Genomic DNA, 16659 nt, shown 5'->3' on the forward strand with positions numbered 1-16659 from the left:
TTTAGATTTTATAAAATCGCTAAGAACGCAAAGCTTTGCGAACTTGGTTTGGTAAAATTTACTTAGAATCTTTGTGAACTTTGCGAAAAATCCTTTGCGAACTTTGCGGTTAAATAAGTTTAGTTATTCTGTCCAAGATTTGTAGTATTGTCCATCATCAAGCCCCATAGCTTCTTCAGTAACCATTAACGGGCGGAAAGTATCTACCATAACGGCTAATTCTTGAGTTTCTTTGTGACCAATACTTCGTTCCATTGCGCCTGGCGCTGGACCGTGTGGAATTCCTTTTGGGTGTAAAGTGATATGCCCTTGCTCAATATTATTACGGCTCATAAAATCACCATCGACATAATATAGGACTTCGTCAGAATCTATATTGCTATGATTGTATGGTGCTGGAATAGCTTTTGGGTGATAATCGTAAAGTCTAGGGCAGAATGAACAAACAACGAAAGCTGCTGTTTCAAAAGTTTGATGTACTGGTGGCGGTTGGTGAACACGTCCAGTTATAGGTTCGAAATTGTGAATTGAAAATCCGTACGGGAAATTGTAGCCGTCCCAGCCTACAACGTCAAACGGATGTGTGGCATAAACCACTTCGTGAATCATTCCTTCTTTTTTGATTTTAATTAAAAAATCGCCTTTTTCGTCATGTGTTTCCAATTCGCTTGGCAGAATAAAATCACGCTCGCAAAACGGAGAATGTTCTAAATGCTGGCCAGATTGGTTTTTATAACGTTTGGGAGTATAAAAAGGAGAATAAGATTCTACGTAAAATAATCGGTTATTTTCTGTTTCGAATTCGATTTGATAAATAATGCCGCGTGGAATAATTAAATAATCGCCATATTCAAACGGAATATTTCCTAACATGGTTCTTAATTTTCCTTTCCCTCTGTGGATGAAAAGCATTTCATCAGCGTCGGCATTTTTGTAGAAATAATTTCGAAGTGATTCTTTCGGCGCAGCCAAACCAATAATGCAGTCTTTATTGACCAACATAGCTTTTCGGCTGTCTAGAAAATCATTCTCAGGTTTCAATTCAAAACCTTTAAAAAGTAATGATTTTATGTTTTTTCCGATTGCAATTTTAGGTTCAACCGAATAAGAGTTTAAAATTTCTTTAACCTGCGTTGGTCTGTGTACATGATAAGACAATGACGAATGTCCGTGAAAACCTTCGGTTCCAAACAATTGTTCGTAATAAAAACCTCCATTTGGCTTTTCGAATTGGGTGTGTCGCTTTTGAGGAAAATCCCCAAGTTTATGATATAGTGGCATGGCTTTTTCAATTAGATAATTAGTAAAATTAGATAATTCGAAAATTTGAATTGCAGAGATAAACAACCAGTTCAATTTTTTGATATTGACTGATTATTTCAATTCGATAGAGCCATTACTCAGGATTTCTCTTGATGAGGAATTGAAGATACTCTAATAAACCTGTCCAATTTGTTTTCATTATAACAAATGTCGTAATTTTTTCGGAGTAAAAATAAAAATTATATTATTTATAACTATAAAATAACTTAATTTTTTTGATTTAAATTTTATGATGTAAAAAAATAGGCAGAATTTATTGAAGTATTCTCGATTATACTACTAAAATTGAAACCCGATACTGAACCACGTAAAGCTTTTTGACATTTCTGGAGACCAAGATTGTTTTACTTCAATTGGTCCAATTATGGTTTCTAAACCATAACCAATTGCGTATCCTGTATATTTTGGCATAGAAACCCAATCAACAGAAGAAAAAATATCATCTCCTAAGTTGGCAAAATTAGCTGATACATTGATATGGTTTTTTTTGAAGATTTCATAATCAATATTAATATCAGATTTAATGTAGCTGTTGCCGGCAATACTTAGAAAATCATATCCGTAGAAATAATTGAAGTTATTTATTTTGTTGTAGCCATACCCTCCCAAAATAAAATCAAAAAACGGAACACTGTCGCTACCAATATTAAATCCAGCATCGGCTCCGAATTTTATGGTTGCTTTTCTGAATAACGGTCTCACAATTGAAACCTCGGCTTTTGCAATGGAAAAAGGTTTAAATTGTTTGGTATAATCCGATGATGCCATATAGGTCTGCACATCTGTAGAAAAATATAATCCAGAGCTTGGGTAATATTTTTCATCTAACGAATCGTATTTTAAATAAGCAAAAGCGCTAAAATAATTGCTTTTCTCAATTATGTTATCTTCATTGGCAAGCGTAGGCGAATTGATTTTTAGATATTTATATTCTAGACCGCCGCCCATTAAAAATTTCTGTACAAAAATAGTCTGAAAATAAGCCTGATTGCTTATATCCATAAAGTCAACATTAATGAGATTGACATTTGGTGTTTCTTTCAGAACGCCACTTAAACTGGTAGTTACATTTCGGTTAAATTGATTCAATCTAGAACGGAAACCAAAACTGATGTTAAAGCCATTTTCGACATAATAGTTAAAATCATATCTGAAATTATCACCCAGAATGATATCCAGAGAAGTAACATCATTTTTTAAGAAAGTCTTTTTATGAGTAAGATTTAATAAAACAGCACTTTTGTAAAGACCGTCATAATGAAGCCCAAGTTTTAGATACGTCTGAGTTGGATTTTCTCTTAAAACCAAATCCAAATTGTCTTTATCGCCATTTGGCTGAAGGCAATAGGAGATTGTGCTAAAGTTTTGTGTAGCATTTAAGTTGTTAATTCCAGCTTTAAGACCGTCGTAAGTTATAGTGCTTCCTGGCTTGAAACGAAGTTTACCGCGAATATATTCTTTGGTATAATTTTCTAATTTATCAGTATTTATGTCTTGAATATGAAGCGTATCTGTTGCAACTTTTAATTTTGGTTTTTTATAAAAGTTGTTTTCGTCTGTCAATGTTTTGAGTTTTTCATAAACCGCAAAAGCCGCTTCTTCTCCTTTTCTGATGATTTCTTCTCCTCGGTCAAATGAAATAACACCAAAATCGCGAATATCAGGTTTGATATAAACATCGGTGTCTTTTACCTTACTTTTCATTTTTTCGATGGATTGCAGATTGGTAATCTGAACCAAAATTCTCGTGGCATTTTTCAGGTTTTTTCTTTTCAGCAAATCATCCTGAACGTCGACACCAATAATAATATCTGCACCAAGATTGCGAACTTCTTGTATAGGGTAATTGTTTACAACGCCGCCATCAACAAGAAGATTTCCGTCAATTTCTACTGGAGTAAATAAAGAAGGAAAAGCAGCGCTTGCCATCATAGCCTGAACAAGATTTCCTTTGTTTAATAAAACTTCTTCGCCTGTTTCAATATTGGTTCCGATACATAGAAAGGGAGTCGGCAGTTTGTTGAAATCACGAACGTGGCGCACGTTTCTAGTTAAACTGCTCAATAAATTATAATTGTACATTCCTTTTGAAAGCGCTTCAGGAATGCCGATTCTGAAATTGCTAAATGGCAAAACAACGGCATACAATTCGTCATTCTTTTTGCCATAAAAGTTTTTGGATGAACGTGGAATGTAATCGTTAATTAATTCGTCAAAATTGGTTTTTTTAAAAATCGAATCAATCTGTGAAGCGTTGTAACCAGAAGCATAAAGTCCGCCGATTACAGAACCCATACTGGTTCCGCCAATATAATCAATTTTGATTCCGGCTTCTTCCAAAACTTTTAAAACTCCGATATGAGCAAAACCTTTGGCGCCGCCGCCGCTTAAAACCAAGCCAATTTTGGGTCTTTTAATACTGTCTTTTTTAATTTCCTGTGAAAAAGCTTCTTGCGAAAACAAAAATAACAGCAATACAACAAATGAGAATGCGCGCGAGGAAACTCCTTTGAACCAATTTTTTGAAATGTACAGTTGGAATGAACGCATAAAAACTCTAGTTGGTTTTGTAAAAGTCGACAATTTTTTTGGCTTTAGAAACACCTACAACGGCTGAAATTTCTTTTTCTGTAGCTAATTTCAATCTTTTAACACTTTTAAAATGTTGTATTAAGGTAGTCATGGTTTTTTCACCGATTCCTGGAATACTTTCAACAGAAGAATTAAGGGCCGATTTGCTTCTTTTGTCTCTATGAAATGTAATCCCGAATCTATGCGCCTCATTTCTTAAATGCTGAATAACTTTTAATGTTTCTGATTTTTTGTCCAAATATAACGGAATTGAATCGCCAGGATAGAAAAGTTCTTCCAGACGTTTTGCGATTCCGATAATGGCTACTTTTCCGCGTAAGCCTAAATCGTCAATACTTTTTAATGCTGCTGAAAGCTGGCCTTTTCCACCGTCAATTATTATCAATTGTGGCAAAGGTTCGTTTTCTTCCAATACTCTTTTGTAGCGGCGATACACAATTTCGGTCATCGAAGCAAAGTCGTTTGGGCCTTCAACGGTTTTGACATTAAAATGGCGATAATCTTTTTTGCTCGGTTTTCCGTCTTTAAAAACGACGCAAGCCGCAACTGGATTTGTTCCCTGAATGTTCGAGTTATCAAAACATTCTATATGTCTTGGTTCAGACGGAAGACGCAGATCTTTCTGCATCTGCGCCATAATTCGGTTTACGTGACGATCTGGATCTACAATCTGCAATTGTTTTAATTGTTCGATGCGATAGAATTTGGCATTTCGAATCGACAAATCCAGAATCTGTTTTTTATCCCCAAGTTGTGGAACAGTTGTCTTGATATTTTCGCCTAAATCCAATTCAAAAGGAACAATAATTTCTTTGGATAATAATTGAAAACGCTCACGAAGTTCTACAATTGCCAATTCCAGTAATTCTTCATCGCTTTCATCGAGTTTTTTCTTCATTTCTAAAGTGTGCGAACGAATAATAGAACCATGTGAAATCTGAAGGAAATTGACATAAGCGGCACTTTCGTCAGAAACAATCGAGAAAACATCGATATTGGTGATCTTCGGATTTATAATAGTAGATCTGGATTGATAATTTTCCAAAACTTCAATCTTTTCTTTAATTTTCTGCGCTTCTTCAAACTGCAAGTTCTGCGCATAATTGTTCATCAGTTTCTTGAAATCTTTTAAACTTTCTTTGAAGTTTCCTTTCAAGATTTCTCGAATCGCATTGACTTGTTTTTGGTATTCTTCCAAAGGTTCCAAACCTTCGCATGGGCCTTTGCAATTGCCAATGTGATATTCTAAACAAACTTTAAATTTTCCAGAATTAATATTCGATTCGCTCAAATCGTAGTTGCAAGTTCTAAGCGGATACAATTCTTTGATTAAATCTAAAATCGTATGTACAGTTTTGAAATTAGTGTATGGGCCAAAATATTCAGAGCCGTCTTTAACCATTCTTCGAGTAGAAAATATTCTAGAAAATGGTTCTTTTTTGATGCAAATCCACGGATACGTTTTATCATCTCGTAATAAAACGTTGTATCTCGGCTGAAGCGTTTTAATTAAATTGTTTTCTAATAAAAGCGCATCGGTTTCCGTTGGAACTACGATATGTTTTATAGTCACGATTTTTTTTACCAATACGTTCGTTTTGGCAGTATCGTGAATTTTATTGAAATAGGAGGAAACCCTTTTTTTTAAATTTTTAGCTTTTCCGACATACAAGATTTTCCCGTCTTTATCATAATATTGATATACGCCCGGATTATCAGGCAAGGTTAAAATTTGAAGATCTAAGGACGGTTTTTGCATTCTATTGTGTTTCTGAAGATGTTCGAAAAGCTTTTCAAAAACCATTCCGATTTCTGAAACAAGCTTAACATTGAATTAGTTTCAAATTTACAAAATCAAAAGAATAATTTCTATATTTAGATTTTATAATTCACATGAAAAATAGTGCTCCATTGGTCATTTTTGGCGAATCGATTTTGCCAGGAGAACATAGAACCATAAATGTCGAAATTGCTCGGCTTCATACTACAACTAAGTTGAATATTCCTGTAATTGTGCGCCGTTCTAAACATGAAGGCCCAACAATATTGTTTTCAGCAGGAATACATGGTGACGAAATTAACGGTGTCGAAATTGTTCGTCAGATCATTAGTAAAAAAATAAACAGACCGGCTTGCGGTACAATAATCTGTATTCCGGTAATCAATATGTACGGTTTTGTCAACAAATCGAGAGAATTTCCAGACGGGCGTGACTTGAATCGTGTTTTTCCCGGAAGTAAAAAAGGTTCGCTTGCCAGCCGATTTGCCTATCATATTGTCGAAGAGATTTTACCGATTTTAGATTATGCTGTCGATTTTCATGCGGGTGGAGCAAGCCGTTTTAATGCGCCGCAGATTAGAATTACCGAAAATAATCCTGAACTGAAAGTTCTCGCCGATATTTTTAATGCACCATTTACGCTGTATTCTAAAAATATAAATGGCTCTTTTAGGAAAACTTCTGAGAGTGCCAATGTCAAAATGCTGCTTTTTGAAGGCGGAAAATCACTAGATATCAATAACGAAATTGCAAACCAAGGCGTATTAGGAACCAAACGTTTGCTTCACTATTTAGGAATGTTGGATTCTAAACAAATTATGGAACCCGCATTAACTCCTTCAATTTATATTAAACAATCGGTTTGGCTACGTGCAAAATGTTCTGGACTGCTTCATGATTTTAATTTGGTTGGAAAATTTGTAACCAAAGGAACTATCTTAGCCATTATTACAGATCCGTTTGGGAAGTTTGAGCAAAAAGTAAAAGCACCGCATGATGGTTATGTAATCAATGCCAATCATTCGCCAATTGTTTATGAGGGCGATGCCATTTATCATTTATCTAAAACCCCAGACGATAATGCCGACGAGTAAAAAAGAACTTCGCATAGAATATAAAAATCTTCGTAAAGCACTTTCTTTTGATGAAATAGAAGAGAAGAGCCTTGCAATTGCCAATCAATTAATTCAAATGCCGATCTGGAATAAAACGTATTATCATGTTTTTCTTCCGATTGAAGAGCATAAAGAAGTAAATACCGAATATATTCTGCACTTGCTTTCTGGAAAAGACAAAGAAATCCTGATTTCGAAAAGTGATTTTGAAACCAGAAAAATGACTCATTTTCTTTTAACAGATAATACTAAAATCAAAAAGAACGAATACAATATTCCTGAACCCGTTGATGGAATTGAAGTTCCATCTTCAAAAGTTGAAGTGGTTTTTGTGCCACTTTTGGCTTTTGATGTTTATGGAAACCGAATTGGTTATGGAAAGGGTTTTTACGATAAATTTCTTGCCGAATGCAAAACCGAAACCATAAAAATTGGACTTTCTTTTTTTGAATCGGTAAACCAAATTGATGACGTTTTTGAATCGGATATTAAATTGGATTATTGCGTTACGCCAGAGAAAATTTATACATTTTAATTTCACAGCGGAACGTTCAAAATTTAATGGCACAGATTAAAATGATTCCAAAAGATTAATCCTTTTTAACCCTTTAATCTGTGGCAAAAAAAATCTTCACATTCAAAAAATATTCACACGAAATCCCTTTAAAAATAAGGGTTTCTCATTTTATTTTCACGTAAGAAAAATATTTGTAAAAAATTTGGCACGATTTTGATACTCGAAAAATTGCAAATAATCGCCTCTAGTAAATCCGGAATGCTAGTCCTTATTTGAAGCCTATAACCTTTTATTAATTTTTTTAAAACTTACTTTATGAGAAATCTTAATTTCTTTATGATGGCATTCCTTGTACTTACTATTTTCGGCTGTAAGAAAGCTGATTATGAGATTGTGGAAACCGCAGATTCTACTGCAGTTGCAGCTACGACCGATTTAATTGAAGAGGAAAATTATATTCCTGAAACCAATACAGAAAGTTATGCGGCATTAGAAGAAAATCCGTTTGAATCTCCGCTGAAAGAACCACTTTCTACTTTTTCTATCGATGTTGATAACGCATCGTATACTAATATCCGCAGATTTATAAACGAAGGGCAGAAAGTTCCAAAAGACGCTGTTCGTGTTGAAGAAATGATCAACTTTTTTAAATACAAATATCCGCAGCCAGATGGTCAGCATCCGTTTTCTATAAATACAGAATACAGCGATTGTCCGTGGAATAAAAATAGCAGATTGCTAAAAATTGGTCTGCAGGGAAAGAATGTTCCAATGGCAAATTTGCCGGCTTCTAATTTAGTTTTTCTAGTGGATGTTTCGGGTTCGATGGATGAACCAAATAAACTTCCTTTGCTGAAAGAATCTATGAAAATTTTGGTGAAAGAACTTCGAAGCATTGATAAAGTTTCAATTGTCGTTTATGCAGGATCTGCGGGAGTAGTTTTAGAGCCAACTTCGGGAGATAATAAAGATGAAATTATGGATGCTTTTGACGATTTGCACGCAGGTGGAAGCACGGCAGGAGGAGAAGGAATCGAATTGGCTTATAAGCTGGCACAACAAAATTTTATTAAAGGCGGCAATAATCGAGTAGTGATAGCGACTGATGGAGATTTTAATGTTGGTGCTTCTTCTGATGATGATATGCTGAAATTGATTGAACAAAAAAGAGAATCTGGAGTTTTCTTAACCGTTCTTGGATTTGGGATGGGGAATTACAAAGACAGTAAAATGGAAATCTTGGCCGACAAAGGAAATGGAAATTATGCTTATATCGATAACATTCAGGAAGCGAATCGTTTTCTTGGAAAAGAATTTAAAGGTTCTATGTTTGCTATCGCAAAAGATGTAAAAATCCAAATTGAGTTTAATCCAAATCATGTTCAAGCATACCGATTGATTGGTTATGAAAACCGAAAACTTAATGCAGAAGATTTTAAAAATGATAAAATTGATGCGGGCGAGTTAGGTAGCGGACATTCGGTTACGGCTTTGTTTGAAATAGTTCCTGTTGGTGTAGAGAGTGATTATGTCCCTTCAGATTTAAAATATACTAAAACGCCAAAAGTAGCTGAAAACCATAACGATGAATTGGCTACAGTAAAATTTAGATATAAAAAACCTGATGGCAACAAAAGCATTGAAATCGTAAATATAATTGCAGATAAGAAAACAGACTTGGAAAACAGTTCTGCAGATTTCAAATTTACAACTGCCGTTTCTTGGTTCGGATTAAAACTCAGAGATTCCAAATATATTGCCAGCAGTTCAAGTTCGGATATTAAAAGATTGGCAAAATCTGGTTTATCAAATGACGAAGATGGCTATAGATCTGAGTTTGTACGATTGGTCGATGCGGTGAATTAATTTAAAATTCGAAAAAAGAAAAATTCCAAACTCCAACTTAAAATTGGAATTTGGGATTTTTATATTTAAATATTTTAAAACTTTATTTTACTTCTTTAATAGTTGAAGAATCTATCCAGCCTTGAGTTCCGTCTGTCAATTCGATTTTTTTCCAACCTGCAATACTTTCTAACACATAAACTTTTGCTCCTTCATGCAATAGGATAATACCATTTGAAGATTTTTGAGGCTCGCGTCGAACTTGGCTTAACTCAGAAAATACAATAGCAACACGATCGTTTTCAAAATGACTTTTTTCAGACATTCCAGCCGAAATGCTTAACGCAAATGCAACGAGAATAATAAACATTCCAACAAAATAAATTCTTTTTGCGAGTGTGGCATTTGAAAAGTAATACCCAATAAAACTCAATAAAAATACAAAGCCAAGCGCAACAGAAATCTTAGCCCAAGTATTATAATCAAAAATAGAAGTAAAGTTCTGGATCAGTTTTGCAAAACCTACTTTAGGAACTTCTTTGATTTCATCGATAGTCAGTTTTTTGGCAAATTTTAGATTGTTTAAAGTCTCTGGATCGTTTGGTTTAAGAACCAAAGCTTTCTCATAATTATAAATCGAAGGCGCAACCTGATTTAGTTTGTAATAACAATTTCCTAAATTGAAATACAATTCGGCAGATTGCAGTTTATCTTCTTTTATAATGTTCTCATAAACCTGTGCCGCTTCTTTATATTGCCCTTTTTGGTACAAAGCATTAGCCGATTCAAAGCGACCCTGCGCAAAGAAAACCTGCGAGATGAATAAAAAGAGATATAGTATATTTTTCATCTTATTTTGTTTAAACCTAACAGGTTTTTAAAACCTGTTAGGTTTGTTTTATTACGTTTAAACAATCTGTTTTTCTAATTCAGAAATAATCATAACGGCCTTATCATAATCCTGCTGAATCGAAGCGCTCGATGCTGGTGCATAACGTGCAAATTCGCAGTTTTCAGTCAAAGCAATAAAATTCTGAACCGTCTCTGCGTTTGCATTTCTAGACAATAGCAATTCTCTAATATTGTCTTTGCTCATTTCTGAAGTTTCGATATGCAATTTTGCCTTCAAGAAATTGTGCATTGCTTTTTCTAATGCGATATAGAAAGGCTCTTTATTGTTAAGATGTTTCTTGGCTTGCGATAAATATTTCTTAGCAAGCTTATTGTTCATTCTAATTCTGTTTCCAGTAACATCATTATCCATAGCTTCTTTTTTCTTTCTAGCTAAAATGATAATCGGAATAATGATAAATGGAGCAAACAATAATCCTAAATACAGATTTGAGTCATAAAAATCTTTTTTCTCAATCGGAATTAATGCTGTTTTAGATTTAATGTTCTTGAATTCATCTGCTTTGGCCACAACATTTTTAGCTGTCGTTCCTGTATTTGCTTCGGCAGGTGTTGGTCCGTCTAAAACATCAATCATAATTTCTTTTGAAGTTATGGTTTTATAAGTGCCAGTACTCAAATCAAAATACGAAAACTGCATTGGTTTAATTGCATATTTTCCTCTGTATTGAGGAACAATAGTGTATTTGTCTGTGATTCTTCCAGACATACCATTCAGCGAATTGGTCACTTGTTCATCGTGAACAGGATCGTACATCTCTAATGCGTTTGGAACAACTGGTTTTGGAAGAGTAAATAACTTCATGTTTCCAGTTCCCTGAGCACTCACAATTAAGTCAAGACCTTCACCATTTTTAAGTGTGGTTTTTGATGGAGTAACAGTGAAATTAAATTTTCCGACAGCACCAGTAAATCCTTCTGGTTTGCTGCTTTCAGGAAGTGGTCTTACATTAATTGTTTTTGCTCCAGCAGAAACTACTTTATTGTCTTCTGTAATGATCATTTGACCAAACATATCACGGCGATTTGTTGGCAATTGTACACCAATATCTAGAGAAAGAGGTTCAATAGTAAGCCTTCCTGATTTCTGCGGATATAAAATCACTTTTTTCAAGATTACATAATAAGCTTGTTGCCCTTGATAAGATCCTTGTTGTACAGAAAGTTGTTTGATATCAATGTTCTGATTCCAGAAATCATTGTATTTCGGTTTTGCCAGTTCTTTAAAACCGGTAACGCCAATATTATTAAAATACAATTTATAAACGACTGTAATCGGTTCGTTTAGGTAAGGATTTGTTTTTGAGATTTCGGCAACTAGATTGAGCAATTCATTTCCAGATCCTTGTGGTCTATCATTTGGATCTCTTTCCTGAGCAACTGCATTGGTTACAGTAACTTTTATTGGATTTGTTTTGTAAATCTGACCATTAAATTCTATTGCAGCCTGTTTGATTGTAATTGATCCTTTTCGCTCAGGCTGTATGATATAAGAATATATTTTTTGAAAAGAGCTTCGGCCATTAATCCAAGACTGGCTAATCTGCTGGCTTGGTCCGGCAACCATTTTAAATCCATCAAAAGAAGGCTGTTCGAAATTATCTCCGTCAACATTCATAATGAAATCAATGCGAAGTCTTTCGTTTAGTCCAAGTGTATTCTTGCTGACTCTGGCTTCAAATTGCACCTGAGCCATCAATCCTTGAAAAGTGAGTAGAAATAGAATTAAATATCTTTTCATTCCTTGTTTTAGTCGTTGTTTATTTAGCTGTTAAACTGTTTAACCGTTAATCGTTTAACTGTATATCTGATTAAACAAATAAACAATTAAACGATTAAACTCAAAATCCTACCAGTCTTTTTCTGTTTTCTTAGGATTTGCTTTTACTTTCTGAGCATTTACTTTGTCCTGAATTTTCTTTTCTTCATTATTTACCGCATCTAATAAATTCTGAACACGCTCTTTTGATATTCCTCCAGGCTGTGGTTTTGGCTGTCCTTGGTTGTCAAATTTATCATCTTGCTTAGGATCATTTTTACCGTCTTTTTTGTCTTTGTCCTGATCGCCTTTGTCGTCTTTCTTATCTTTATCCTTGTTTTTGTCTTTATTGTTGTCTTTGTTCTTGTCTTTATTTTTATCCTTATCCTTGTCTTTGTCCTTGTTTTTATCCTTGTTCTGATCGTTTTTCGGAGGATTTTCTTTTAGTTTTTGTTTAGCGTAAGCATAGTTGTAACGTGTTTCTTCATCGGTTGGGTCATTACGAAGTGCTTGTTTGTATGCTTCAACTGCCTGAGTATAATCTTTTTCTTTCATGAAAGTATTTCCAAGATTATGATAAGCCTTATGTTTTTCAGGTCTTGTTTTGGCATTTTTTATCGCTTTCGCGTAAGCGTATTTAGCTTCCGAAATCTGATTTTGTCTGTAAATGGTATTCCCTAAATTATAGGCTGCAGCTGATTTCTTAGGAAATTTTGATTCCGAAATTCTATAGTTTGCCTCAGCATCAGTAAATTTATTCTGCTTATATTCTTCATTCCCAACAGGCAATGATTTGTCTTTTTCTTGTGCAGTAACTGCAAAAGAAACGGTTAGTAAAATATAAAGAAGTAAATTTTTCATTCTAGTTTTATTTTTTTTCGCCACGAATTTCGCTAATTGGCACTAATTTTTTTTATCATTATTTTTGAATTTCACAAATTAAATAATTGTCATTCGTGTAAATTCGAGTAATTAGTGGCTGACTTTTTTATTTCTTTTCATTAAATAAATCCAATTCTTTGATCCAGCTTGTTTTTCTTTCCAACAAGAAAATGTCTAGGAAAAGCAATAAAAATGCAAATCCGATAAACCATTGAAACTGTGATTGAAATTCTGCCATTTGCGTAGCTTCGAATTCTGTTTTCTGAATATTGTTTAAAGCATTCTTCACATATTCTAAAACTTCTTTTGTACTTCCGCCGTAAACGTAACCACCTTTTGTTGCTTTTGCAATTGTTTTTAAACCTTCTTGGTTTAATTTGGTGATTACTGTTTCTCCGTTTTGATCTTTCTGATAGCCTCTTACCACGCCATTTTCTTTTAGCGGAATAGTTCCTCCTTTTTCTGTCCCTACACCAATTGTGATAATTTTCATTCCTAATTTATTGGCTTCTTCAGCCGCAGCTGCTGCACCTTCAGAATGATCTTCACCGTCAGAGATTAGGATTAATAATTTGCTGGTTTTGCTTTTTTCATCAAAATAAGTCGAAGACAATTTAATCGCTTCGTCCAAAGATGTTCCTTGAGATGAAACCATTCCTGGACTCATGCTTTGTAAAAACATTTTTGCAACGCTGTAATCTGATGTAATTGGCAAAACAGGGAATGCGCTTCCTGCGTAAGCAACGATTCCGATTCTGTCACTTCCTAAATTATTAATAATTTGAGAAACCAGCTGTTTACTTTTTTCTAAACGGCTAGGAACAACGTCTTCTGCCAGCATACTTTTAGAAACGTCGACAGCGAAAACAATATCAATACCTTCTCGTTTTACGGTTTCCATTTTGGTTCCGATTTTCGGATTTACCAAACCGATAATCAAGCAAGTAAGTGCCAGAAGAATCACTACGATTTTTAAAACAGGTTTAAAAACTGATTTTTCAGGACTCAATCTTTTTACCATTTCCAAATCGCCAAATTCACGCTGTGTTCTTCTTTTCCAATACATGTTGAAAAGAAAAATACACACCACAATCGGGATTAGTATTAAGAGATATAAATATTTTTTTTCGTCTAATTCCATAAATATTTTTAAAATTCCAATCTCAAATAATGCTGAGATAAATTCCAAATTCCAAACTTGTTTTAAACTCCAATTTTAAAAATTCCAAATTCCAATTTGTTATTTGGAATTTTATTTTTGGAATTTTTTGATTTGAAAAATCAAATGAAGCTTCTGTAAACCGTATTTCTTAATCCAACTTCTAGCAATAATAAAAAGCCTGCAAATAAAACAAAAAACCTGTATTTTTCGTCATAATCGTAGAATTTCAATTCCTGAATTTCTGTCGTTTCCAGTTTATTGATTGAGTTATATATTTCTGCTAATTTAGCATTGCTTGTTGCTCTAAAATAAGTTCCATCAGTTTTTCTGGCGATGCTTCTCATTAGCTTTTCATCGATTTCAACTTTCTGCATTTTGAATAAGAAACCGCCATTTGGAGCGTATGCGTATGGAGATTCTGCCATTCCGTTTGTTCCAAGACCAATTGTGTAGACTTTAATTCCGTATTGTTTTGCAATATCAGATGCTGTTTCTGGTTCAATAAAACCAGCATTATTAACACCATCGGTAAGCAAAATGATAACGCGGCTTTTTGCTTTACTGTCTTTCAGACGATTTACAGCTGTTGCCAATCCCATTCCAATTCCTGTTCCGTCTTGCAAAACATTATCATATTTAATGCCTTTTATGGCCTCAAGAACAATTGCCTTGTCACTTGTAACTGGAGTTTTGGTATATGCTTCAGAAGCATACAAAACCAATCCGATTCTATCATTTGGTCTTTCTTCAACGAAATCTGCAGCAACTCTTTTTAAAGCTTCCATACGGTTTGGCTTTAAATCTTTTGCCAGCATAGAACCAGAAACGTCAATTGCCATGACAATATCAATTCCTTTTGTGGTTTTTGTCTGGTTGCTGATGTCTACTGTTCTTGGTCTAGCCAATGCTATAATTAGCGAACTCAAAGCCAAAATTCTAAAAACGTAAAGAGCAGGTTTGAACTTTGTCCAAAACGATTCGCTCTTTTGGAAACCTGCCGTCGAACTCATTTTTAAGGTAGCTGACTGCTGATTGCGTTTCCAGAAAAACCATATTATCGCAATAGGAATTAATAGAAACAACCAAAGAAATTCTGGATTTAAAAAAGTGATCTTGCCCATTAGTTGTTTGCTCTTTGAAGTTCAACAGAATTTAAGATTCGAGTTGTAATCTCGTTTGCATAAGTATCGCCTTCTTCATGTAAAATCATGATTTGCTGTAAACCTTGATCCTGTTTGAAAAGTAACAATTCATAATATGCTTTTGTACTCGTTTTGGTTGCCGGATTCAAAACAGTCATTGTTCCATAACCTTTTATTCCCTGAATACCTTCGTTTGTTTGAAAATCTTCTTGTTTTACAATAATATTTTGTCCGCCTTGAGCTTCAATGATTTTTAGAGTGCCTTCAAGGGTTTTGCTTAAGTCAATATCGGTTGGCTGTTTGAATTTAGATGTAGAAACCGTTACATAGAAATTGTCAATCATGCTTCCATATGCAAAAAGCTGCATTTCTTTGATAAGAGCCATAGCTTCTTTTGGAAGTACTTTTTGAGCATCCATTCTTTTTAAAACCTTTGGCGTTTCAATAAGAACAGCTGGATTTCCATAAGCACTTTTTACCCATTCGCCTTCTAATAATTCTTTAGATGGATGGCCAATTATATTGTCTTTTACGTAATTGAACCCTTTGGTAACAATAAAGAAAGTTGTTGTAGCAAACAATAAAAGTATGACAGCTCCAACTGCATAACCAATTCTTGCATTGCGCTGTTTTTTAAGCTGTGCCTGAATTTGTTTTTGTCTTTGTGCTTCGTTCAATAATTGATCTTCTATATCCTCAGGAACTTCTGTCGGAATAGCATTATCCAGCGTTAAAATTACTTTTTGAATTTTATTTCTATCTTCAGTAATTTCAAAATCAAGCGGTTTTGATTTCGCAAATTTTACCAAATCGGCTTGACGTAAAACGCGTTCCAGATTTTCAACCGTTTCTGCTGTAAGGGTCATTTTCTTTTGAGTCGATGCTATTCTGATAGCCTGAATCAATTCAGAAGTGGTGCTTTCCATTGCTGGAATATGAATGGCTTCTTCAATATAATTTCTGGCGATATCAGTCAATTCGCTATAGTATTCTTTAATTTCACCTTTTTGAACGAGTTCTTTCTGTTCTAGGTTATTTAATAAACTAGTCGCTTTTTCGATAGGCGTTTTATAAACTTCCTCTTCGATTTTTTTGAGCTGGCGTTTTTTAACATACCAATAAACGAAAACTCCAATTCCGATAATAGCTAAAGCAATTAAAACATAAATCCACCAATTTCCCGTTCCTTCATCAGCCGAAGTAATATCTTTGATATCATACATTTTCTGCTGTAAAGTGTCGACTTTTACGTTGGCAACTTCAACTTTAATAGAGTCGCTATAAAAAGGTTTTTTATCGATTAAAATCTTAACGCTTGGAATTGTATAATGTCCAGAATCAAATTGTGTTAAACCATATTTTTTTATGAGTTCGTAATTAGTAGCATCTTTCTTTACCGTATCTATCGGATACGATTGAATAACTTCTAACGGACCAATATTTTTAAGTTTCGGAAATTCAACTTTTGCTGTTGAAGTCACAACCGTTTTAAGTGTCAGCTTGAACTCAGCACCAATTTTGTTTTTGGTGGTATCAATACTAGTTTCTACCTGTTTTTGAGCAAAAACAGTAGAAGTAAGTAAAAATAAAAATATATAAAGTTTAAATTTCATTTGATTTGGATTTCAGA

12 protein-coding genes are annotated in these 16659 nt (G+C 34.2%); 3 read left to right on the forward strand and 9 right to left on the reverse strand.

The window, feature by feature from the left end:
• Positions 1 to 123: 123 nt before the first annotated feature.
• The 3 genes from BB050_RS09020 to uvrC all read right to left on the reverse strand — a co-directional run bounded on the left by BB050_RS09020 (position 124) and on the right by uvrC (position 5674).
• Positions 124 to 1281: a homogentisate 1,2-dioxygenase gene (locus tag BB050_RS09020; RefSeq protein WP_066035126.1), complete on the reverse strand. Its 1158-nt coding sequence runs from the start codon at positions 1279 to 1281 to the stop codon at positions 124 to 126.
• Positions 1282 to 1602: 321 nt separating this feature from the next.
• A complete protein-coding gene (locus BB050_RS09025; protein ID WP_123906991.1) occupies positions 1603 to 3873 on the reverse strand; it encodes a patatin-like phospholipase family protein in 2271 nt (756 codons plus the stop codon).
• Positions 3874 to 3880: 7 nt separating this feature from the next.
• Positions 3881 to 5674 carry an excinuclease ABC subunit UvrC gene (gene uvrC, locus BB050_RS09030; protein WP_008465350.1) on the reverse strand — a complete coding sequence of 598 codons (1794 nt, stop codon included), beginning with the start codon at positions 5672 to 5674 and terminating at the stop codon, positions 3881 to 3883.
• Between the two features lie 134 nt (positions 5675 to 5808).
• On the opposite strand from uvrC, the gene BB050_RS09035 reads away from it, so the two are divergent.
• The 3 genes from BB050_RS09035 (at position 5809) to BB050_RS09045 (ending at position 9193) form a co-directional block, all read left to right on the forward strand.
• A complete protein-coding gene (locus BB050_RS09035; protein ID WP_008465348.1) occupies positions 5809 to 6789 on the forward strand; it encodes a succinylglutamate desuccinylase/aspartoacylase family protein in 981 nt (326 codons plus the stop codon).
• Complete coding sequence (locus BB050_RS09040; RefSeq protein WP_066033351.1) at positions 6776 to 7345, forward strand: 5-formyltetrahydrofolate cyclo-ligase; 570 nt, start codon at positions 6776 to 6778, stop codon at positions 7343 to 7345. The genes BB050_RS09035 and BB050_RS09040 overlap by 14 nt, the downstream gene beginning before the upstream one ends.
• Before the next feature lie 297 nt (positions 7346 to 7642).
• Complete coding sequence (locus BB050_RS09045; RefSeq protein WP_066033352.1) at positions 7643 to 9193, forward strand: vWA domain-containing protein; 1551 nt, start codon at positions 7643 to 7645, stop codon at positions 9191 to 9193.
• Between the two features lie 82 nt (positions 9194 to 9275).
• Here BB050_RS09045 and BB050_RS09050 read toward each other — a convergent pair whose 3' ends face one another.
• From BB050_RS09050 to BB050_RS09075, 6 genes are all read right to left on the reverse strand, one after another.
• Positions 9276 to 10022 carry a tetratricopeptide repeat protein gene (locus BB050_RS09050; protein WP_066033353.1) on the reverse strand — a complete coding sequence of 249 codons (747 nt, stop codon included), beginning with the start codon at positions 10020 to 10022 and terminating at the stop codon, positions 9276 to 9278.
• Between the two features lie 57 nt (positions 10023 to 10079).
• Entirely contained in the window at positions 10080 to 11825 is a 1746-nt protein-coding gene (locus BB050_RS09055; RefSeq protein ID WP_066033354.1) for a BatD family protein, read from the reverse strand.
• A 108-nt stretch (positions 11826 to 11933) separates the two neighbouring features.
• Positions 11934 to 12704, reverse strand: a complete 771-nt coding sequence (locus BB050_RS09060; protein WP_066033355.1) for a tetratricopeptide repeat protein — start codon at positions 12702 to 12704, stop codon at positions 11934 to 11936.
• A 127-nt stretch (positions 12705 to 12831) separates the two neighbouring features.
• A complete protein-coding gene (locus tag BB050_RS09065) occupies positions 12832 to 13866 on the reverse strand; it encodes a vWA domain-containing protein (protein ID WP_066033356.1) in 1035 nt (344 codons plus the stop codon).
• Between the two features lie 140 nt (positions 13867 to 14006).
• Positions 14007 to 15008, reverse strand: a complete 1002-nt coding sequence (locus BB050_RS09070) for a vWA domain-containing protein (protein ID WP_008465333.1) — start codon at positions 15006 to 15008, stop codon at positions 14007 to 14009.
• A complete protein-coding gene (locus BB050_RS09075; RefSeq protein ID WP_066033357.1) occupies positions 15008 to 16642 on the reverse strand; it encodes a hypothetical protein in 1635 nt (544 codons plus the stop codon). Before BB050_RS09075 ends, BB050_RS09070 begins: the two co-directional genes overlap by 1 nt.
• Between the last annotated feature and the right edge of the window lie 17 nt (positions 16643 to 16659).

Origin of the sequence: Flavobacterium anhuiense (assembly GCF_001705175.1) — a bacterium.
Lineage (GTDB): Bacteria > Bacteroidota > Bacteroidia > Flavobacteriales > Flavobacteriaceae > Flavobacterium > Flavobacterium anhuiense.

Bases quoted from the DNA above. Each gene is read 5' to 3' on its own strand.
- BB050_RS09035 (WP_008465348.1), top strand. From the start codon at position 5,809: ATGAAAAATAGTGCTCCATTGGTCATTTTTGGCGAATCGATTTTGCCA.
- BB050_RS09075 (WP_066033357.1), bottom strand. From the start codon at position 16,642: ATGAAATTTAAACTTTATATATTTTTATTTTTACTTACTTCTACTGTT.
- BB050_RS09055 (WP_066033354.1), bottom strand. From the start codon at position 11,825: ATGAAAAGATATTTAATTCTATTTCTACTCACTTTTCAAGGATTGATG.
- BB050_RS09025 (WP_123906991.1), bottom strand. From the start codon at position 3,873: ATGCGTTCATTCCAACTGTACATTTCAAAAAATTGGTTCAAAGGAGTT.
- BB050_RS09050 (WP_066033353.1), bottom strand. From the start codon at position 10,022: ATGAAAAATATACTATATCTCTTTTTATTCATCTCGCAGGTTTTCTTT.
- uvrC (WP_008465350.1), bottom strand. From the start codon at position 5,674: ATGCAAAAACCGTCCTTAGATCTTCAAATTTTAACCTTGCCTGATAAT.
- BB050_RS09065 (WP_066033356.1), bottom strand. From the start codon at position 13,866: ATGGAATTAGACGAAAAAAAATATTTATATCTCTTAATACTAATCCCG.
- BB050_RS09070 (WP_008465333.1), bottom strand. From the start codon at position 15,008: ATGGGCAAGATCACTTTTTTAAATCCAGAATTTCTTTGGTTGTTTCTA.
- BB050_RS09060 (WP_066033355.1), bottom strand. From the start codon at position 12,704: ATGAAAAATTTACTTCTTTATATTTTACTAACCGTTTCTTTTGCAGTT.
- BB050_RS09020 (WP_066035126.1), bottom strand. From the start codon at position 1,281: ATGCCACTATATCATAAACTTGGGGATTTTCCTCAAAAGCGACACACC.
- BB050_RS09040 (WP_066033351.1), top strand. From the start codon at position 6,776: ATGCCGACGAGTAAAAAAGAACTTCGCATAGAATATAAAAATCTTCGT.
- BB050_RS09045 (WP_066033352.1), top strand. From the start codon at position 7,643: ATGAGAAATCTTAATTTCTTTATGATGGCATTCCTTGTACTTACTATT.